The sequence below is a fragment of the Streptosporangium sp. NPDC002607 genome, assembly GCF_053592655.1.
The window spans coordinates 29420-47846 of sequence record NZ_JBSFWD010000014.1; the positions used below are offsets into that span (position 1 = coordinate 29420).

Genomic DNA, 18427 nt, shown 5'->3' on the forward strand with positions numbered 1-18427 from the left:
TGTTCCGGTCGTGAGGCCATTCGAGGGCTTCCTTCTATCCTGGTTCGATTCCAGGTAGACCCCAGTGGGTCTACTGGCATATCTAGTTCTCGGGCTTTCCTCACGACCGGTCGGCTACGCACTGCTTGCATGGCTTTTTGCCTGCTGCGCGGGCGTCCGCCTCGCTCGTTTCCAGGATGTCGTGGAGCGTGTATCCGGCCTGTTCGCTGCCGTGGCGACCTGCCTGGAACCCTGGACACTCGGTCAGGTGGTAGTAGTCGCCGGCTTTGGTTGTGATGAACAACGTCATTCCCGGCTCCTGGAAAGGTTTGTCCGCTGCGGCGCGGGCCGTGGCGAGTCTCGCCTCCACCTCACGGCGGAGCAAGGACAGCATGTCCTTGCTCAACGGTCCTCCTCGGTGATGCCGCGGGCGCTCATCAGTAGTTTCCTTCGGCGACTTGCAGGACAGTCAGGCCCAGTGAACGCCACATCTTGACCACGCCCGCGCGGTCGTCAATGACCCCAGCGATCTTTCTGAGGGTGAAGTTCCGCTGGTAGATGTCGCGTTTCACCTTCACATCGGGCCGGTTGTCGTGGTCGTCGCGCATCCACAGGCCCTCGGCGTCGTCGAGATGGCCGACGTTGGCGGCCAGCCACATCTCCGTTTGGCGGCGGCACTGTTCCTTGCGTCCGGACACGTAGGCGATCGGATGTCCGGCGAGGATCAGCGCTTGAACGACAGCGACGACGGGCGGGTTTGGTGTGTCCTCCCCTACCCGGTGCCAGTCGTAGGGGTTCCGGTCTCCTCGGAGGGCTAGGGTGCCGTCGAGGTCGACGATCCACAGAGCTTTACTCATGGCTTCAGCCACTCCTGCATCCAGCACTTGGCGTATGCCTCCACCATCCATTGGTTGACCCGCTTCATGTCCGGCTGGTCGGGCAGGTCGGAGGTGACGGTGAGACGTTCAAGTATCGTCAACGTGTCAGCGATGGCCTGGAACTCGGGGGTGGAGTGCTTGGTCCAGCTCACATGTCCTCCCGGGGGTCTGGCTGCCAGCCTGCCACCTCGCGGGCGGCGGTCAACGGTCAGACCTCCTTCACGGGCAGGAACCGTTCGGCTGGCCAGTGGCCTGTGATGGCCTCGGTGTCGTGTTTACCGCATTGGCGTCGGCGCAAGATCAGGGTGACCTGGCCGCCGCCGATGGTGTAAGTGTCGTGTCTGACGTCCACGGCCTGCATGCGGTGCCGATGAAACCAGGTCACGGCGTCTCCTCGGGGGTGGCGATGGCGGCTCCGGCCAGGTTCCCGCCCAGGTCAGCTGTCCGCCGTGGCCGGCCGTACCGGTGCGAAGGTCGCCTGACCGGCGCGGCGGAAGCACCAGAGGCGGCGGCCGAGTGCGACCGCCCCGAGCACGCAGCAGATGAGGCAGAAAAGCGCCAGCAGCGGCAGCAGCCAGGCGGTGACGATCCAGTACTGGAAGCTGAACGCCCCCCAGATCAGCGTCGGCAGCACCGCGCCCAGCACCGTCACCAGGGCAAGGGGCACGAGCCGCAGAACCAGCCTCGGCCGGCGCGCCGCGCGGCGCCGCGAGGCCCAGCGGCGCGCTCGGACGACCGCGGTGACCAGCAGTGCGGCCATCCCCACCGTGAGCCCGAGCAGGACCGCGTTCACGACGGTGAGCGGGTTGCTCATCGGCGTTGCCGGGGCTCCGATCCGTTCGGCGAGAAGGTTGGTCGAGAGCAGGCTGGGATCGCCGCCGCTGTTGGTGAGGACGAGGGCGGCCACACCGGTCTTGGGCGAGAAGACCATGTCCCCGGTCCACGTCGCCAGTGTTCCGCCGTGGCCGATCACCGACGGCGGGGCGTCTGCCGCGACGGGGCGGGACTGCCAGCCGAGGGCGTAGTCGCCGGCCTTCGGCTGGACGGTGTGCAACTCGGCCAGGGAGCCGGCACTCAGCAGGTCCGCCCCGAAGGTTCCCTGGTTGAACCGCAGCCACCGCACCATGTCGTCCAGGGTCGAGATCACCCCGCCGTTGCCGACGCAGATCCCCGGCATCTCCGGTGCCGCGACGGCAACCCCGAGAACGACCTCGTACCCGGACGGCAGGCCCTCGGCACGATCGGAACACCCCAGCGTCGAGCTGGTGCCGGTCATGCCCAGCGGCGTGAACAGCTCGGTGTGGAGGAAGGCGTCGAAGGACTTCCCCGACACCACTTCGACGATCCTCGCCGCGATCGAGTAGTTGGTGTTGTGGTACTCCGAGCGGGTGCCCGGATCGGCGGCCAGGGTCTTGTCGGCCAGCCCGGCCACGATTTCCTGCGCGCTGCGCGGAGGCGGGAACACGTACTCGTTGTTCGTGCTGTTCGACAGCCCCGAGGTATGGCTGAGGACCTGGCGCACGGTGATCCCGGTGAAGCGCGGATCGGCCATCCTGAAGTCGGGCAGGACCTTGACGACCGGGTCGTCCAGGGAGACGCGGTCACGGTCGACCAGCAGCATGATCGCCGCCGCCGTCATCGACTTGCTCATCGACGCGATCCGGAACCGAGTCCGCGCCGTCACCGCGTCGCCGTCCCCGTCCCGGCCGCGGACGATCGTCTCGACCGACGACCCGTCGATCACGGCCGCCGCGACACCCGGCGTGCCGTAGACGGAGCGGTAGTCGTCGACCAGCCGTTCGCCGGTGGCATGGGCCGGCGCCGTCCAGCCGAGCAACAGGGCGACGAGCACACCGCCGAGGACGATGAGGGAGGTCACACGCGAAAAGCGCAGATGTAGGAAATGCACGACGTCGAACCTAGGCCGGGCGTCACCGGCCGACATCACCCGAAGAGGTGAGACGGCACCACCCGGCAGGATGGAATCTCAGTCAGGCAGATCGTTGCGACCCACAAGCCCGTTCTCATACGCGTGGATCACCGCGTGCACGCGGTCGCGCAGGTTCAGTTTCTGCAGGACGGCCCGGACGTGCGACTTCACCGTGTTCTCGCTCAGCACCAGTTCCGCGCAGATCTCGCCGTTGGACCTGCCGCGGGCGAGCAGGCCGAAGATCTCGACCTCGCGTGGGGTGAGGCCGTCCAGGGCTGCCGTCCTCCGCATCGGCACCTGCCGTACGAGATCGAGGATCGTCGCGGCCACCCCCGGGGCCAGCGCCGACGTCCCGGAGGCGACATCACACACGGCCTGGGCCAGGGCTGCGGGCCGGACGTCCTTGGTCAGGTAGCCGCTCGCGCCGGCCCGGATGGCGGCCACGACCAGTTCGTCATCATCGAACGTCGTCAGCATGAGCACCCGGGTCGCCGGTGCGATCCTGACGATCTCCGCCGTGGCGGCGACCCCGTCCATGCGCGGCATGCGGATGTCCATCAGTACCACCTCCAGGCGGTGCCGCCGGACGACCTCGATCGCGTCGCTGCCGTTCGCGACGTCGTGGGTGACCTCGATGCGTTCGTCGGCCGACAGCACCGTACGGAGCGAGGCCCGCAGCAACTCCTGATCATCGACGAGCATGACACGGATCCCGGTCACGAGACCTCCTTCGTCGGCCTCATGACCAAGGTGTTGTGCTTGCTGATTCCCTCACTTCGTTCGGTCATTCCCCTCCTTCGTGGGGAGCCGCGCCCGCAGCACCCACCCCTCGTCCCCGTCGTCGATCGACAGGGTGCCGCCTGCGGTACGCACACGTTCCTCGATCCCCATCAAGCCGGTCCCCTGGCTGCCGACGTCGCGAAGCGCCTTGCCGCCATCGTCGCGCACCTCCACCACCGCCTCGGCCGGGGTCCAGTGCAGGCGAACGGTCACCTCGACCGGTGGTTCGAGGTGGCGCAGCGCGTTGGTGATGCCCTCCTGCACGGTCCGGACCGCCGCGACCTCGGCACTCAGGCTCAGCGGCCGTCGCTCACCCACCTCCGCGAACGTCACCGCATGGAGCGGGCTCGCCGCCGAGGCCACGAGGTCAGGGAGGGCATCGAGCGAGATCGGGAGCTGTCTGGGCCGGGAATCGGCGCGCGGCGCCACGGTGGCCGGGCCCAAGGTGGCCAGCATCGCTCGCAGACCTTGGTGGGCGTCCCGGCCGGCCTCGGCGATGTCGCCGAGTTCGCGGCGGGTCGCCGGATCCGCCGTCGTCACCGCCGCGGCCTCGATCCGCGCGACCATGACGGTGACCGTGTGGGCGATCACATCGTGCAGGTCGCGGCGGATGCCGGCCCGTTCGTCCGCGACCGCCGCGGCCAGTCGTTCGCTCTCGGCTCGTCGGCCGGCCTCGTGCCTGCGACGTACCAGCAGGGCCGCAAGCCACACACCGCCGACCACGAGCATCAGCAGCCCGCCCTCGACCAGGCGGGCCCACCCAGGGATGTCAGGGGGCAGCCGGGCCCACGCCACCAGCTCGGTGAGGACGATCCCGAGCGCGGCGACGGCCAACGCAACCACCGAGGACCTGACCGAGACCAGGCTGGTCAGCCGCCACAACGTCAGGGGGAAGCACACAGCCGAGGGCAGCATGTTCGGTGACCAACCCAGGAAGGGCATCGTCACCAGGACGAGCATTGCCAGCGCGCCGATCACGTACCCCACCCACGGCCGTCGATGGGCCACCACCGCTCCCACATGGAGCAGGACGGCAGCACCCGCCGCGGCGAGGATCTGCCACAGGTCCGCGCCGAGGTGCCAGACGCCCGCCAGGATGATCACCGTCAGGAGAGCCAGGACCACGTGCGCCACCACCGTCGTCGCCGGCCATGTGCTCCGGCGCTGGGAGGCTGTCACGGTCGTCGCCTTCCGGTGAGCTCGTGGTGGGGAGCCCTGCCTGGCTCGACGTGCCACAGGATAGCCAGCAGCGGGCAGGCCGATTCTGGCGCCCCGCCACGAACCCGCCGGCGAAGCCCGTCGATGAGCTGCCTCATCGAACGCCGAGCCGTCGAAGCGGCCGGCGTCCCAGAAGACTGCGCGCGCGGGCAGGCGCTGTCCTGAGCTGTGGTCAAGCGGCGTGGTGGTATTCGCTGATCACGCTTGTGACGACGGGTCTTCGGCCATCACCAGGTTGCGGGCCTGCACCGTCCGGGGTGCGCAGTCATGCCGGCGCGGGATCGCCCACACCGTTGAGGCCGCGATGATGTCGCCCAACCGGGCCAATTCGCCTTGGATTCTCCAATGTCCCTATATGGGTTCTTCCGTGTCATCCGGATAGTCGGTGCCGTAGTTTCCAGCGAAAAACAACGCTAAGGATCCAGGAATTGATCTTGGTTTGGCCGCCCCGTACCCTATCGTCCGTTTGGTGACGGTCGATGGCTGGGTGGTGGGTTCGTGGCGACTCGGGATGTGTTCTCCGAGGAAGAGATGATGCGGCTGCGGGGCCGCCCGGTGACCGACTTCGCCGAACGTGCCGAGCGGCACCGGGGTGAGCTGCGGGTGCACTGCTACCGGATGCTCGGGTCGTTCGACGAGGCGGAGGACCTGGTCCAGGAGGTGTTCCTGCGGGCGTGGCGCGGCCGGGACGGCTTCGAGGGCCGTTCCTCACTGCGCGCCTGGTTGTACCGGATCGCCACCAACGCCTGCCTGGACTTCCTCGACGGCCGGAGCCGCCGGACGCTGCCCGACCAGGCCGATTCGCCGGCCGGCCCGTGGTTGCAGCCGTTCCCCGGCCACCTGTGGGAGCCGGTGGCACCGAGCGCCGACGACCCGGAGGCCGCGGTGGTCGCGAAGGAGACCCTGGAGCTGGCGTTCCTGGCCGCCATCCAGCACCTGCCGCCGAGGCAGCGCGCCGCGACGATCCTGTGCGACGTGCTGGGCTGGCCGGTCCGCCAGACGGCCGAGGCCCTCGACGGCAGTGTCGCCTCGGTCAACAGCGCACTGCAGCGGGCCAGAGCCACCCTGCGCACCCACCTGCCGCCCGGCCGGTCGGACTGGGCCCCGTCAGCCCCGCCCACCGACGAGGACCGCAGGATCCTGCGCCGCTACATGTCCGCGGTGGAGCGTGGCGACCTGACCGAGGTCGCCGAGCTGCTGGCGCGGGACGTGCGGGCGACGATGCCGCCGTACCCGGAGTGGTTCGCCGACCGCGACGGCGTGCTGGCAGCGCTGTCGGCGAGCTGGGACGCCGGCTCACCCGACTACATCGGAACGCTGCGCATGCTGCCGGCGAGCGCCAACGGCCAGTTGGCCGCGGCGACCTACCGGTGTCCGCCGGGCGGGCACGCGTACGAGCCGTTCGGCATCGGCGTGCTGCGGGTCCGCGACGGCCGGATAACCGAGATCGTCGCGTTCCACGAGCCGGCCCTGTTCCCGTCGTTCAACCTCCCACCCACCCCGGACCGATGAGGTTCCGCGGTGGATGCCGTCTCAATACCGCACGAGGCAATCAGCCGGCAGAGGAGACAGCAGTGAACGACATCGAACCGCAGACTGCGAACGGCAAGGTGCTCTGGCACTTCACCATGTCCCTGGACGGGTTCGTGGCCGGGCCGAACCACGAGATGGACTGGATGATGACCGGCATCTCGCCCCAGCCGGGCCTGATCGAGGAGTACGTCGCGACCACCGGCGCGATCCTGGGCGGCCGGCGCGGCTGGGACCACTTCCCGGATCCCCGCATCGTCTACGGCGGCGCCTGGAGCGGACCCATCTTTGTGCTCACCCACCATCCGGAGGACGCCAAGCCCGCCGACGGCGTCACATTCCTGGACTGTGACGTGGCCGAGGCGGTACGGATCGCGCTGGCCGCGGCCGGCGGCAGGAACGTCGAGGTGCATTCGCCGACGATCGGTGGCCAGCTTCTCGAACGCGGGCTGCTCGACGAGATCAACCTGCACATCGCGCCCGTGCTGCTCGGCGAGGGCATCCGGCTGCTGGACCTCCCCGGTGGCCGGCCGCACTACCTCCACCGGGTCGGCGCCGGCGACCCCACGGCCGAGCTGAGTGTGCGGTACCGGCCGGTCAGGCCGTGACCGCGAGCGTCACCACGGCGACGGCGAGCGCCCCCAGCAGGGTGCCGATCGCCAGACCCCCGGCCCAGGTGCGGGTGGTTCGGTCGAAGGAACGGACGAGGGCGAGCACAAGCACCCCGGGCGCCAGGAACACCTCGAGGTAGGCGGGCAGGGCACTCGCGCCCCTGGCCTCGGCGGTGTCGGCCGACGCGAACAGGATCCAGGCGGCCTGAGCAGGGCGCAAGGCAAGACGAGTCCGGCCTCCGGGGGAACCTCCCTCGGGGGCCGTTTCCTGTGCTCGACCTGTTGCAGCCGACGGCCCCGCGCCCGCACGATCGCCGTCCCAGCACCCGCGGTTCTGGCCATCTGCCCCTGGTGCGTCACCCGCCGGCCCGGCCCCGCCGCTTAGCGTTGTTTTTTCGCTGGAAACTACGGGCGGCCCCTGACCGGCAGGATGAGGACACGGATCGAGCGGACCGTGGGCGGGCGCCCACGCCGTCTTGGCCGGCAGATTCGTCGAGCTGTACGCCGTGCCCGGCATCGGGCACCTGCGGCTCGCCGCGCTGCGGGAGACCCACCTGGACGACCTGTATGAGGCGCTCGGGCAGATCAACAACCTGGCCGAGGGAGAGAAGCCGAGCGAGATGTTGCGGCGGCTGCTGGCCATGCGGGCGACCGCCGAGTGACGAGGCGGGGGCCCGCACTCCTCTCGGCCGCTGTCGGCAGCGCGGATTCATCTCGTGCACCGGGTGCTGTCGTCGGCGCTGTCGTACGCGATGCGTACGCGGCGGATCAGCCATGACCCGTCCAAGCACGTCGAGCCGCCGCGGGTGGTGCGGCCCAAGCCACTGATGGTGTGGACCCCTCGGCAGGCGGGAGTGTTCCTTGACTGGTGCGAGGAGCACCAGGAGCGGCTGTATCCGCTCTTCCACCCTGTGTCCACGCGGGGGATGCGCGGCGGATGGATTGGCCGGACATCGATCTGGAGGCGGGCACTCTCAGCGTGGTGCAGCTGGCCGACGGGTCGGGCCCGAGACCGATGCGGGCCTGCGCACGATCACACTCGATGAGGAAAACGTGCGGCTGCTCAAGGCGTGGCGGGTGCGCCAGAGCAAGGAGCGGCCACGGCGCCGACTGGGTGGACTCCGAGGCGGTGTTCACCCGGCGCAATGGTGAGGTGCTGCGCGAGGAGTACGCCTCACAGCGATTCGAGATCCTCATCCGGCGAGCCGGGCTGCCGCCAATCCGTTTCCATGATCTGAGGCACTGCGACGTTCGGTCTGGCGGCCGGGGTGGACATGAAGGTCATCTCGGAGACGCTCGGACATTCGCGGCACAGCTTCACCGCGGACACCTACACGTCGGTACTGCCTGAGCTTGCCCAGGCGGCGGCGGAGGCGACAGTGGCGATCATCCCTCGCCGCTCCCGCCGGGCGTCCGGTTGACACGATGGTCTGGCAATGGTCTACCAGGCCACTTGTGGATCATTGTCGTACCTAGCGCACCCTGCAGGATTCGAACCTGCGACCGTCGGACTAGAAGTGGAACGCTGCTTCTTGGCTTGGCGGCACGTTGACCTGCCGGCAAATCAGGTGACCTTCATTGGAGAGGGGAGGCCAATCCGCACATGTTCCGGATCTTGAAAAGCGCTTTTCGCGAGATCAACGGCAGGTGGCCTCCGTTCAAGGTCGGCGGAAGTACAGGCCGATGCCGGTCCACCTCATCACGAACCACCATTTGATGCTCTGTAGTCTCTGTCGCCTGCTCAACCAAGCCGGCAGACGGGGATGCGGGACGAAGATCCACACATCGGCGACGATGCTGCCCGCATGTTCGCGAACCACAGGGTTCAGGTCGTGCAGAAGCGGCCGGAGAGTCTCCAGCGTCACGTCATCGATCTCACCGGTACGGCGGACCATGTGTGACACGGCGGTCAACCCCTGGCAGCGAAGCTGCTGTTCGCCGGAGGCGATGGCTCTACGAGCCCGGGGAGCGATGACCTCGGCATCGTCATGACACAGGGACAACCCGATCACGGCCACCCCGACCAGGGGATCGCCTCGATCAAAGGCGGCGTCGACCTGGTCGGCACACCCCGCCGGGTCATGCTGAATGCTTCCCCAATCCACCCGGTCTCCCAATTACGCACTCTTCGCCCGCACCCGTCGTGTGTGAAATCACAGTCTTCTAGGCGCAGAAGACAATGTCACCTACTGAAAACTTGATGTCGAGCCACTGCCTCGCGATAAAGGACCATGCCGCGTCCACCAGTCCCCGACCAAGCCCGCAAGGGCAAACGGACTCACAGACCTACCAATGAACCGCTCTGACCTGTAGTTCTGCTGCTGCAAGCCGTGGGCTGGAAAACGCGTGAGGAGTGATCAGCCGTAGATAGTCGCTGGCGTTCGAGCGCAATCGAATACGATACAAGAGGTCTCCGCCGGCGGCCTAGCGGTTTTCAAGAGGGCTGCGTTTCAGGCGGTGGCAATGCCTCTCACCAGGGTGAAAGTCTCTCCCCGGACCTCGACCACCGAAGATCATCCCGCACATATCCCGCAACGGCCGACGATCATAAGGGGCTGCCACAGTACGCATTGCAGCATCCCGAAGTCACCGACAGAGTGATCCGTACATGTGAAGTAGATGGAGGCCAGGGCGTGACCGAACGTGAGCGTGTCAGGGATCTGTTATCCGTCGCGATCGCCGTCGGAGTCCTGGCCTGGGGTGCCATCGGCGCGTGGACGGCCATCACGGTCGGAAACTACCCGTGGAACAAATGGATACCGTTTGCTAACGGGGCCAGTAAGGGTGTGGTACTCGGCATACTAGCCGCCGTCGCCGTTGTCATCGTTTCGGCGAAGGGTTTCCGGACCGGGGGGCGATGGGTTGTGTTCATCAGCGCCTTCATCGGCGGCGGCCTGCTGGGCACACTCCGGGATCTTCGCGGCGCACCGACTCCTGTGCTCTACTTCGCGGAGCCGCTTTCGGATGAGCGGTGGTACGGGACGACGATGTTGCTGCACTGGGCGGGCAAAGTGGCTCTGCCTGCCGTCGTATGTGCCGTGCCCCTGACCCTGCTGGCGGCTCGCCCCTATCGGCGGGGGCAGTCGATCGCATCCAGCACAGCACTCGTCCTCGCAGGTATCGCACTGCTTCTGCTTCCGGTGATCGCCTCGAATCTCGCGCCCGAGACACAGGGCAATGGCGAGCACGTCAACTCGGACGTCTGGGCGTTCTTACGTTGCTGGATCGTCGGGATACCGGCGTTAGCAGTCGGGCTGCTCCGAATGCTCTCGCTCCTCATCAGTCGAAGTGAGTCGCCGTCGGTCCCCTCCCCTGGAAACACTCTTCCAGCGTCAGCTTCTCGGAACCACCAGCCTGGTTTCTGAGGAGCGGCGGACTAGGAGGTGCTCATACGGAGCTCATCTGACGTGAGGAAACTCGGATCAGAGGGCATGCGCGGTCCACTTTGAACGGTTCTGGAGCGCCCTGGGCTGCAACTGGCCTTCTGATTCGTAGGTCCCCAAACGATCTTTATGGGCGTTCGTAGGCGTCCGCCACCTCGTCTGGCGACATCCTCATCGTACGTCGCCGTTCGCCGCAGTTCATGATCGTCCGTTCCGGTGGCTTCCAGGGTGGCTCCCAGAAAGCTCGGTGAATCACCTGCTCGCCAATCGGTCAGCCGCACCAAGCAGGCGTTGGCCTCGCGCTCCAGTGGCTTGTCCAGGTCGATGGCCGTCCTCATTTCACGGCGCCACGCCATCTAGCTGGGGAAACTCATACACCACCTCCGTGGACGCAACCCCGGTGGATCCGGCCGGGTCTGGTTGATGTTGCGATCCCGGATGGGGAGCGGTTCGAGCATCATGTGGTGCATCTGGATCGGGCGGCTATCGCGGTGGTGGTCGATGACAGAACCGGGTGCTTCTGATGTGGCGGCACCGGTTCCTGGCGGATCGGTGGGGGTGGGAGCTGCCTGGCGGGCTGGTCGATGCGGGTGAGGACGCCATGACGACGGCCGCTCGTGAGGTGGAGGAGGAGACGGGGTATCGGCCCAAGGAGATCGAGCATCTGATCACCTATCAGCCGATGGCCGGCATGGTCGACTCAGAGCACAATCTGTTCCTGGTGCGTGGTGCCGAGTTGGTCGGGAGTCCGACGGGGGAGATCGAGGCCGATCTCATCGAGTGGGTGCCGATGTCGGAGATCCCGGCGATGATCGCCCGCGGTGACATCTGGACGTCGGGGACGTTGATCGGTCTGTAGACGGCGAGAGAGCGGCTCAGCAGCGGGCGAGGGGCTTAGAGCACCTAACAGAATGAGGCGGTTCTCTTTCGGCGCCGGTGCGCTGAGAACCTTCACCCAGGTAGGCGGCGCCCATGGACAGTGCAGACGCGACCACACCTCATTTTGATAGGAGCTCTTCGCCGGAAGCACCGCAGCCGGCCACGCCCCAGCGGTACCGCCGTACCCGCGTTAGGAGAGCGGGCGCACGTCCATGCCGTAGCTCAGGCGGTCGATCCACCATGGTCCGCAGCTCGCTATGCTCCACTGACCGCTGTTGGTCGTCACCCAGCCGCCGTCCCTACGGCCGTTGATGCACTGGACCCACGCGCGGAACTCGTAGGCAGGACCGTTCGTCGCGCATCGGGCGGAAAACGAGTTCTGACCGAAGGTGTAGTCACAGTCATTGACTTCTGCCGACGCCGGGCTCAGCGCACTCGACCCGACGGTAACGGCTCCCACCGCGAGCACGGTCGCGGCGAGGACGCGCAGGGTTCTTCTCATACCCTCTCCTAGTACTGGTGACAGATGGCCGTTTCACGTTCCGTACACCCCGGTTCGCGCCTTACTTCGGGGATGTGCAACAGAGGGGATTCTTAGGAAACTTTCCTAAATGAAAGATACGTGCAAACCGGAGCGCGTCAACCCTGCGCGTACCGACAACCTCATCCGCCCAGCGGGTGCCGGAAGAAGACCGCTTCATTCTGTTAGGCGCTCTTAACGCAGTGAGCGCTTGACCGCTCGGGCGAGTTCTGCGATGCGCTTGCGCTGGCGGCGGGAGCCGGTCAGAGCCTCCATCAATCCCGGCGCGGTTCACTGTCACCTTCCGGCGTCCGGCTGGGGAGTGCTCACCCTGGAGAAGACCAAGCCGCAGAGCAACAAGCGGTTCACCGACTCGGGGGAGACCCATGACGATCGTGGTCTCAAGCACCGAGCCGAGAAGGAGATGCGGTCGGTGCCGATCTCACCGGAACTGGTGGCCATTCTGCGCGGCCACCTCGACACTCACGGCGCCGGAGATGACGGCCGGCTCTTCCGGATCCGTACGGGCGGGCTGATCTCCGGGTCGGCGTACGCCAAGGTCTGGAAGGAGGCTCGGACGTACGCCTTCACCCCCGACCAGGTCGCCTCACCGCTGGCGGGCAGGCCGTACGACCTGCGGCACGCGGCGGTCTCCCTCTGGCTCAACACCGGGGTGCACGCGCCGGAAGCGGCGGAGCGGGCGGGGCACGGGGTGGACGTGCTGCTCAAGGTCTACGCCAAGTGCATCGACGGCCAACGAGACGTGGCCAACCAGCGCATCCTGGTCGCGCTCACTGTGTGAGGCATCGTAAGAACACCATGACGACGAAGGGTCCCGGCTCACACCGGGACCCTTCGCCGTGTCGGAAGGTGATCATTATTCGTGAATGCGGTGATGCCACCATCCGCCGAAGCGCCATGGGTAATAACGCGCCCAGGGGTCTGGGATGGTCCGGCGGTAGAACTCCTCGTCCAGCCGCGTCACGATTTGTGAAAGCTCTGCCTTGGCTGAAGATCGAAGGCGTCGCAGGGCGTATTCCAGCGTGTTCCGAGCCTCTGCCGGGTCGCAGCAAGGACAGTTCGCTTCGGGCAGATAGAGGTAGCGGCCGGGCTGCCGGAGGAACCGCTCGTATTCGGCGAAGGCACCGACGATGGCTCCAGGTCCTAGACGCTGGAGCTCGATTCGTGCGATGGCTGCACAGGTCCGGCTGGAGACGCCGGGAATCTTGGGAGCTGGGCGGTAGCGTCGGCGATTCGCCCACACTTGCGCACGGAGGATGCTCGGCCGTCTACGCGGCATCGGCCTTTCGGGTCGTCATGAAGCGCATCGTGCCACACCTCGACATCACGAACCACCCCGCGGCGTGGCTCAGAGGGCTCGGAATCCTTCCGCGAGCCTCCGGAACCGCCGGTCCCACCTGGGGAAACGGGGCCGGGTCCATTCCGCGTATGTTCCGCGACCGGTGGCATACGGCTGCTTCCGGCTACCTGCGGCTGCCTGAGGGGCACGGGCCGCGGACAAGCAAAAGACCAGGTCAGTGGCTAGATGACCTGGTCTTGATCGCGCACCCTGCAGGATTCGAACCTGCGACCGTCGGATTAGAAGTCCGGTGCTCTATCCAGCTGAGCTAAGGGTGCTCCCGCTCAATTGTGCATGATCCGGGGAGTGCTCATGTATCGGTTTCGGGGCTGTGTCGCGAGGATCACTCTGCGGCGTCTCGCGCCCTCGGAGGGAACGGTCGTCAGGGCGCCTCGACCCGGGTGGGCGGTGGCCGGATTCTGGCTGTTCGGGACGGGGAAACCGGGCTGGACGGGGCGGGTACCTCCCCGGTGACCTGCCGCTCTCCTGCCGGGCGGGGCAGCGGATGTCCGATGGGCGGACGACTTCCGGATGTTCCATCCGACAGGGGATGTCTGCCCGAATCGTCCCCGCGGGAAGGCCGAGCGGTCTACGCTCGGGTGGCATGTTCGCCGTCACGACCCAACAGGAGATCCCCCTTCTGGGCGGTGATGTCACCGACGGGGTGGTGCGGGTCGGGGACACCGTCCGCCGGCCCAGCCGGGCCTCCACCGCTTCGGTGCACGCGCTCCTGCGGCACCTGGAGCGTTCCGGCTTCGAGGGGGCGCCCCGGGCGTTGGGTGTGGACGAGCGGGGCCGGGAGGTACTGAGCTACGTCGAGGGCGGTTCCGCGGCCAGGCCGTTGCCCGGGTACGCGCTCAGCGGGGAGTCGCTGGCCGCGCTGGCGCGGCTGCTGCGCCGCTTCCACGACGCGGCCGAGAGGTTCGTCCCGCCGCAGGGAACCGTCTGGGAGGGCGGGTCCAACGACGACGCGGCCCCGAAGCTGATCGGGCACTGCGACGTCAACCTGGACAACGTGATCTTCCGCGACGGGCTGCCGGTCGCGCTGATCGACTTCGACATGGCCCGGCCGACGACCCGGCTCTTCGACGTGGTGACCACGCTGCGGCACTGGGCGCCGATCGCCGATCCCATCGATCTGGAGCCGCTCCAGCGCCGCCTTGAGGTCGGGCCCCGGCTCCGCCTGTTCTGCGACGCGTACGGCCTGGCGCCTCGCGACCGCAGACGTCTGCTGGATCTGGCCCGGCTCCGCTTCGACCGCTCGTACCAGGTGATGCGTGGCAGGGCCGAGGCCGGGGGCGGCGGATGGGCCCGGATGTGGGCCGGTGGGGCGGGGGTGCGCATCCGGCGGGCCCGGGTGTGGCTGGAGACCCACCAGGATGAACTCCATGAACATCTCATTTAGTCGACTAATCGCCAAAGTGGGACTAAGGGGACCTGGGGTAGCCGAAGGGGTGGGGATGCTCGCCGGGGTCGTGATCGACGCCGTGCTCGCCGACCCCCGGCGCGGGCATCCGGTCGCGCTGTTCGGCACCGCCGCCGCCGCGGTGGAGAAGCGGGTGTACGGCGACGGCCGGGCAAGGGGCGTGCTCCACGTCGCGCTGTGCGTGGTTCCGGTGGCGTTGCTCGGCCACGCCGCGACCCGGCCGCGCGATCCCATGGTGCGGGCCGCGCTGAGCGCGGCGGCGACCTGGGCCGTCCTCGGCGGCACCACGCTGGGCCGCGAGGGGGCGGCGATGGCCGAGCTCCTGGAGGACGGCGACCTGGCCGGGGCCCGGGAGAGGCTGCCTCATCTGTGCGGGCGGGATCCTTCCGGGTTGGCAGCGTCTGGGCTGGCGAGGGCCACCGTGGAGTCGATCGCGGAGAACACCTCCGACGCGGTGGTGGCGCCACTGTTCTGGGGGGCGGTCGCCGGGGTGCCCGGCCTGCTCGCCTACCGGGCGGTCAACACGCTGGACGCGATGGTCGGCCACCGTAACGAGCGCTACGAGCGCTTCGGCTGGGCCGCGGCCCGCCTCGACGACGTGGCCAACTTCGTACCCGCCAGGATCACCGGGCTGCTCGCCGCGCTCGGCGCCCCCCTGGTTGGCGGTTCGACGCGGCGGGCGGCGGCGGTGCTGCGCAGGGACGGCCACCGCCACCCCAGTCCCAACGCGGGCCGTTGCGAGGCGGCTTTCGCGGGCGCGCTGGACCGCACGCTCGGCGGGGTGAACGTGTACGGCACCCGGGTGGAGCACCGGCCGAGGATGGGCGAAGGGCCCGAGCCCTCGGTCGCCGACATCCGCAGGTCCGTACGGCTGGCGCGGGCGGTCGGCCTGGCCGCGGCGGGGCTCGCCGTCCTGGCCGCCGTACGCGGATCGCGCGGGAGGAAGGGGTGAAGGGGGCGCTGCTGGTCGCCGGGACCACTTCCGACGCGGGCAAGAGCGTCGTCACCGCCGGGATCTGCCGCTGGCTGGCCCGCCAGGGGGTGCGGGTCGCGCCGTACAAGGCGCAGAACATGTCGTTGAACTCCTTCGTCACCGCCGACGGCGCCGAGATCGGCCGGGCCCAGGCGATGCAGGCCGCCGCGTGCGGGCTGGAGCCCGGCGCGGACATGAACCCGATCCTGCTCAAGCCGGGCAGTGACCGGCGCAGCCAGGTCGTGGTGATGGGCAGGCCGATGACCGAGGTCGACGCGATGGAGTACTGGGACGTCAAGGAGCGGCTCCGTCAGGTCGCGGTGGACGCGCTGGAGCGGCTGCGGGCCTCCTACGACGTGGTGGTCTGCGAGGGGGCGGGCAGCCCGGCGGAGATCAACCTGCGTGCGGGCGACATCGCCAACATGGGCCTGGCCCGTGCCGCGAACCTACCGGTCGTCGTGGTCGGCGACATCGACAGGGGCGGGGTCTTCGCCTCGCTGTACGGGACCGTGGCGCTGCTGGAGCCCGCCGACCAGGCGCTGATCGCCGGGTTCGTGATCAACAAGTTCCGGGGGGCGCCCGAGCTCCTCGAACCGGGCCTGGACATGATCAGGGAGCTGACCGGCCGCGAGGTGTACGGGGTGCTGCCCTGGCTGGACGGCCTCTGGATGGACGTCGAGGACTCCCTGGCCCTGGACAACCGGCCCGCGCTCGGGGCGCGCGCCCCGTACGGCAGACAGAGTCTGCGGGTGGCGGTGGTACGGCTGCCGAGGATCTCCAACTTCACGGACGTGGACGCGCTGGCCTCCGAGCCCGGAGTGACGGTCCGCTACGTGACCTCGCCGGGCGAGCTGGACGACGCCGATCTGGTGGTGCTGCCCGGCTCCCGGGCCACGGTCTCCGACCTGGCCTGGCTCCGCGCCACCGGCCTGGCCGAGGCCCTGCGGGGACGGGCCGTGCTGGGCATCTGCGGCGGCTACCAGATGCTCGCCAGGACCATCCGTGACGACGTCGAGTCGGGGGCCGGCCTCGTCGAGGGGCTGGGGCTGCTGCCCGCCTCGGTGGAGTTCGCCGAGGACAAGACGCTGGGCCGCCCGGTGGGCGCGGCCTACGGCTGCCGGGTCGAGGCGTACGAGATCCACCACGGCGTCGTGACGGCCGACGGCGGCGAGCCCTTCCTGGACGGCTGCCGGTACGGCTCGGTGTGGGGCACCACCTGGCACGGCGCTCTGGAGAACGACGATTTCCGCCGGGCGTTCCTGGCCGACGTGGCCGCCGTCTCCGGCCGCGACTTCACCCCGGCCCCTGACGTGTCGTTCGCCGCCCTGCGCGAGGAGCGGCTGGACGCGCTCGGCGACCTGGTCGAGCGGAACGTCGACACCGGGGCACTGCTCCGGCTGATGGAGGGCGGGGCACCTTCGGGCCTGCCGTCGCTTCCGCCCGGCGCCACCCGGCGCGAGGCCCCGTACCTCTCCCGGGGTGGATCCTCCGCCGGCTGACCGGTGGCGGGGACGGTCCGGCGAGGGGGCGTCCCCATTCTTTTCCAGCGCGACGGGGAAGAAGGGGCCATAGCCTAGTAAAATTGGTATTTCCCCTGCCAGATCCGATGGGGGAAGTCTGGGAGGTCGATGATGGTCCGCATCATCGTGTTGCTTTTTGTCATCGCCGTGATCGCCATGATGGTTCTCGGCATGGCCCGGATGATCCGCTCCTTCTCGGCTCCCAAACCCGCCGTCGACAGCCCCCGCGAGATCCTCAGACGTCGTTACGCGGCCGGTGAGATCGACGAGGACGAGTACCTCCGCCGGATGTCGGGTCTCTCCCAGGAGTGGTAGGCCCGTTTCCGCGGCCTGTCAGGCGGCGGGGGCGGAGGTGGGCTGGTTCGCGGTGATCCAGGCGTCGATCTCCTCCCACTGGTCGAAGAGCCACCGGATCTGGCTCTCGCGGTCGCGCGGCACGTCGGCGGCCTGGACCCGCCACCATTTGGCCTTGATCTCGGCGCTCACCGGCAGGCGGCGCCAGATGTCTCCGAGGGTGACCAGGTCGTCGAGGCCGGTGTGCGCGACGAAGATCACGTCCGCCTCGGGGCAGGCCTCGATGGCGGTGATGGCCCCGTTGGGGCGGGGCGCCATCAGGTGTTCCAGCCCGCGGGCCCGCGCGGCCTCCTCGGACAGGCCCTTGCGCTCCAGCCGGAGGATGGCCCGCCAGCGACGCCTGGGGGTGAAGTTGCCGCCCTCCGGGAAGATCACCAGGGCGTCGTCGGCGTCCATGCCCGAGGCCAGGCGGCGGATCTCGCCGAGAACGCCGTTCTCGGAGGTCTTGCGCGGGACGAAGGCGTTGGGGAGGCGGTTGATCATCACGTCCAGTGAGGGGTCGAGTTGCAGGGCGGCCTTCATCACGATCCTCGGGCGCCTGCCGTACCGGGCGAGAAGGTGGTGGACGAGCAGGAACGAGTCGCCGGGACCCGCGTGCCGGGACAGCACGATGACGGGGCGGGTGAGGCGCCGGGAGAGTTCGTCGGAGGTGAGGGTCGGCTCGTCGATCTCGACGCTCAGCCGGAAGATCCGCACGGCCACTCCGTACACCTTGGACAGGAGCCACCGGATCAGCGCGTAGTGCCGCTCCTGGTGCTCGTCGCGGTGGAGCCATCCGCCGAATCCGCTCGCCACCCAGAGGCCCAGGCAGGCGACCAGCGCCATCGACTCCAATGTCAGCCACGCCACCGCGAACCAGACCAGCCGGGTGCCGCGCCGCTGCGGGGGCGGCAGGCGCAGCGAGGCCGCGGCCACCACCAGCAGCCAGATCGGGAGCGTGACCACCGCGACCACGGTGAGCACGATGACGAGCGGGGCCAGGATCAGACGGCGGATGATGCGAGGAGGCAGCATGAGCGGCTCCTGCCTGGGGGTGATATGCGGTGCGGGTGTCTGGCTCTGACGGGTTGATGGTCGGTATGGAGG

Annotated in this window: 22 protein-coding genes and 1 tRNA gene; 10 read left to right on the forward strand and 13 right to left on the reverse strand. The window is 68.3% G+C overall.

Translation table 11 applies throughout. The annotated features are described in order from the left end of the window. Positions 1-100 precede the first annotated feature (100 nt). The 7 genes from ACWD3H_RS17775 to ACWD3H_RS17805 form a co-directional block, all read right to left on the reverse strand. Positions 101-385, reverse strand: coding sequence for a hypothetical protein (locus ACWD3H_RS17775; RefSeq protein ID WP_451955735.1), 285 nt, complete (start codon positions 383-385; stop codon positions 101-103). A gap of 31 nt (positions 386-416) precedes the next feature. After that, entirely contained in the window at positions 417-836 is a 420-nt protein-coding gene (locus ACWD3H_RS17780) for a phosphatase domain-containing protein (RefSeq protein WP_350921428.1), read from the reverse strand. Next, positions 833-1009 carry a hypothetical protein gene (locus ACWD3H_RS17785; protein ID WP_355560368.1) on the reverse strand — a complete coding sequence of 59 codons (177 nt, stop codon included), beginning with the start codon at positions 1007-1009 and terminating at the stop codon, positions 833-835. The genes ACWD3H_RS17780 and ACWD3H_RS17785 overlap by 4 nt, the downstream gene beginning before the upstream one ends. Before the next feature lie 56 nt (positions 1010-1065). Beyond that, positions 1066-1242 (reverse strand): hypothetical protein, encoded by a 177-nt coding sequence (locus tag ACWD3H_RS17790; protein WP_355560365.1) that lies wholly within the window; start codon positions 1240-1242, stop codon positions 1066-1068. Between the two features lie 51 nt (positions 1243-1293). Beyond that, positions 1294-2736: a serine hydrolase domain-containing protein gene (locus ACWD3H_RS17795; RefSeq protein WP_451955736.1), complete on the reverse strand. Its 1443-nt coding sequence runs from the start codon at positions 2734-2736 to the stop codon at positions 1294-1296. Positions 2737-2844: 108 nt separating this feature from the next. Next, positions 2845-3507: a response regulator gene (locus ACWD3H_RS17800; protein WP_451955737.1), complete on the reverse strand. Its 663-nt coding sequence runs from the start codon at positions 3505-3507 to the stop codon at positions 2845-2847. A gap of 51 nt (positions 3508-3558) precedes the next feature. Next, positions 3559-4746, reverse strand: coding sequence for a sensor histidine kinase (locus ACWD3H_RS17805; RefSeq protein WP_451955738.1), 1188 nt, complete (start codon positions 4744-4746; stop codon positions 3559-3561). A 537-nt stretch (positions 4747-5283) separates the two neighbouring features. Here ACWD3H_RS17805 and ACWD3H_RS17810 point away from each other — a divergent pair. Continuing rightward, positions 5284-6297, forward strand: a complete 1014-nt coding sequence (locus ACWD3H_RS17810) for an RNA polymerase subunit sigma-70 (RefSeq protein ID WP_451955739.1) — start codon at positions 5284-5286, stop codon at positions 6295-6297. A 62-nt stretch (positions 6298-6359) separates the two neighbouring features. Next, on the forward strand, positions 6360-6923 hold the full coding sequence (locus tag ACWD3H_RS17815) for a dihydrofolate reductase family protein (protein ID WP_355560350.1): 564 nt from the start codon (positions 6360-6362) through the stop codon (positions 6921-6923). Here the strand turns inward: ACWD3H_RS17815 and ACWD3H_RS17820 are convergent. Beyond that, positions 6913-7146 carry a hypothetical protein gene (locus ACWD3H_RS17820; RefSeq protein ID WP_451955740.1) on the reverse strand — a complete coding sequence of 78 codons (234 nt, stop codon included), beginning with the start codon at positions 7144-7146 and terminating at the stop codon, positions 6913-6915. The genes ACWD3H_RS17815 and ACWD3H_RS17820 overlap by 11 nt on opposite strands. A gap of 256 nt (positions 7147-7402) precedes the next feature. Between ACWD3H_RS17820 and ACWD3H_RS17825 the strand changes: the two genes are divergently transcribed. Continuing rightward, positions 7403-7588, forward strand: a complete 186-nt coding sequence (locus tag ACWD3H_RS17825) for a hypothetical protein (RefSeq protein WP_451955741.1) — start codon at positions 7403-7405, stop codon at positions 7586-7588. A gap of 512 nt (positions 7589-8100) precedes the next feature. Here ACWD3H_RS17825 and ACWD3H_RS17830 read toward each other — a convergent pair. Both ACWD3H_RS17830 and ACWD3H_RS17835 read right to left on the reverse strand, forming a co-directional pair. Beyond that, positions 8101-8256: a hypothetical protein gene (locus ACWD3H_RS17830; protein WP_451955742.1), complete on the reverse strand. Its 156-nt coding sequence runs from the start codon at positions 8254-8256 to the stop codon at positions 8101-8103. 328 nt (positions 8257-8584) lie between these two features. Next, complete coding sequence (locus ACWD3H_RS17835) at positions 8585-9031, reverse strand: hypothetical protein (protein ID WP_355560339.1); 447 nt, start codon at positions 9029-9031, stop codon at positions 8585-8587. A 528-nt stretch (positions 9032-9559) separates the two neighbouring features. On the opposite strand from ACWD3H_RS17835, the gene ACWD3H_RS17840 reads away from it, so the two are divergent. Both ACWD3H_RS17840 and ACWD3H_RS17845 read left to right on the forward strand, forming a co-directional pair. Beyond that, positions 9560-10291: a hypothetical protein gene (locus ACWD3H_RS17840; protein WP_451955743.1), complete on the forward strand. Its 732-nt coding sequence runs from the start codon at positions 9560-9562 to the stop codon at positions 10289-10291. 541 nt (positions 10292-10832) lie between these two features. Next, complete coding sequence (locus ACWD3H_RS17845; RefSeq protein WP_451955744.1) at positions 10833-11168, forward strand: NUDIX hydrolase; 336 nt, start codon at positions 10833-10835, stop codon at positions 11166-11168. Positions 11169-11378: 210 nt separating this feature from the next. On the opposite strand, the gene ACWD3H_RS17850 is transcribed toward ACWD3H_RS17845, so the two are convergent. After that, positions 11379-11690: a hypothetical protein gene (locus tag ACWD3H_RS17850; RefSeq protein WP_355560327.1), complete on the reverse strand. Its 312-nt coding sequence runs from the start codon at positions 11688-11690 to the stop codon at positions 11379-11381. A 253-nt stretch (positions 11691-11943) separates the two neighbouring features. On the opposite strand from ACWD3H_RS17850, the gene ACWD3H_RS17855 reads away from it, so the two are divergent. Next, positions 11944-12510 carry a hypothetical protein gene (locus ACWD3H_RS17855; RefSeq protein ID WP_451955745.1) on the forward strand — a complete coding sequence of 189 codons (567 nt, stop codon included), beginning with the start codon at positions 11944-11946 and terminating at the stop codon, positions 12508-12510. 762 nt (positions 12511-13272) lie between these two features. Here the strand turns inward: ACWD3H_RS17855 and ACWD3H_RS17860 are convergent. Further along, positions 13273-13346, reverse strand: a tRNA-Arg gene (locus ACWD3H_RS17860). A 326-nt stretch (positions 13347-13672) separates the two neighbouring features. Here ACWD3H_RS17860 and ACWD3H_RS17865 point away from each other — a divergent pair. From ACWD3H_RS17865 to ACWD3H_RS17880, 4 genes are all read left to right on the forward strand, one after another. Then, positions 13673-14473: a phosphotransferase gene (locus ACWD3H_RS17865; RefSeq protein WP_451955746.1), complete on the forward strand. Its 801-nt coding sequence runs from the start codon at positions 13673-13675 to the stop codon at positions 14471-14473. 49 nt (positions 14474-14522) lie between these two features. Next, on the forward strand, positions 14523-15446 hold the full coding sequence (locus tag ACWD3H_RS17870; protein ID WP_451955747.1) for a cobalamin biosynthesis protein: 924 nt from the start codon (positions 14523-14525) through the stop codon (positions 15444-15446). Next, complete coding sequence (locus ACWD3H_RS17875; RefSeq protein ID WP_355555886.1) at positions 15443-16966, forward strand: cobyric acid synthase; 1524 nt, start codon at positions 15443-15445, stop codon at positions 16964-16966. Before ACWD3H_RS17870 ends, ACWD3H_RS17875 begins: the two co-directional genes overlap by 4 nt. 129 nt (positions 16967-17095) lie before the next feature. Continuing rightward, entirely contained in the window at positions 17096-17302 is a 207-nt protein-coding gene (locus ACWD3H_RS17880; RefSeq protein WP_350957082.1) for an SHOCT domain-containing protein, read from the forward strand. Between the two features lie 18 nt (positions 17303-17320). Here the strand turns inward: ACWD3H_RS17880 and ACWD3H_RS17885 are convergent, their stop codons facing one another. Then, the gene (locus tag ACWD3H_RS17885; RefSeq protein ID WP_451955748.1) at positions 17321-18355 is read right to left on the reverse strand and encodes a 1-acyl-sn-glycerol-3-phosphate acyltransferase; all 1035 of its coding nucleotides are present in this window, start codon (positions 18353-18355) and stop codon (positions 17321-17323) included. Positions 18356-18427: the final 72 nt, after the last annotated feature.

Bases quoted from the DNA above. Each gene is read 5' to 3' on its own strand.
- ACWD3H_RS17850 (WP_355560327.1), bottom strand. From the start codon at position 11,690: ATGAGAAGAACCCTGCGCGTCCTCGCCGCGACCGTGCTCGCGGTGGGA.
- ACWD3H_RS17855 (WP_451955745.1), top strand. From the start codon at position 11,944: ATGCGCTTGCGCTGGCGGCGGGAGCCGGTCAGAGCCTCCATCAATCCC.
- ACWD3H_RS17885 (WP_451955748.1), bottom strand. From the start codon at position 18,355: ATGCTGCCTCCTCGCATCATCCGCCGTCTGATCCTGGCCCCGCTCGTC.
- ACWD3H_RS17845 (WP_451955744.1), top strand. From the start codon at position 10,833: ATGTGGCGGCACCGGTTCCTGGCGGATCGGTGGGGGTGGGAGCTGCCT.
- ACWD3H_RS17780 (WP_350921428.1), bottom strand. From the start codon at position 836: ATGAGTAAAGCTCTGTGGATCGTCGACCTCGACGGCACCCTAGCCCTC.
- ACWD3H_RS17865 (WP_451955746.1), top strand. From the start codon at position 13,673: ATGTTCGCCGTCACGACCCAACAGGAGATCCCCCTTCTGGGCGGTGAT.
- ACWD3H_RS17880 (WP_350957082.1), top strand. From the start codon at position 17,096: ATGATGGTCCGCATCATCGTGTTGCTTTTTGTCATCGCCGTGATCGCC.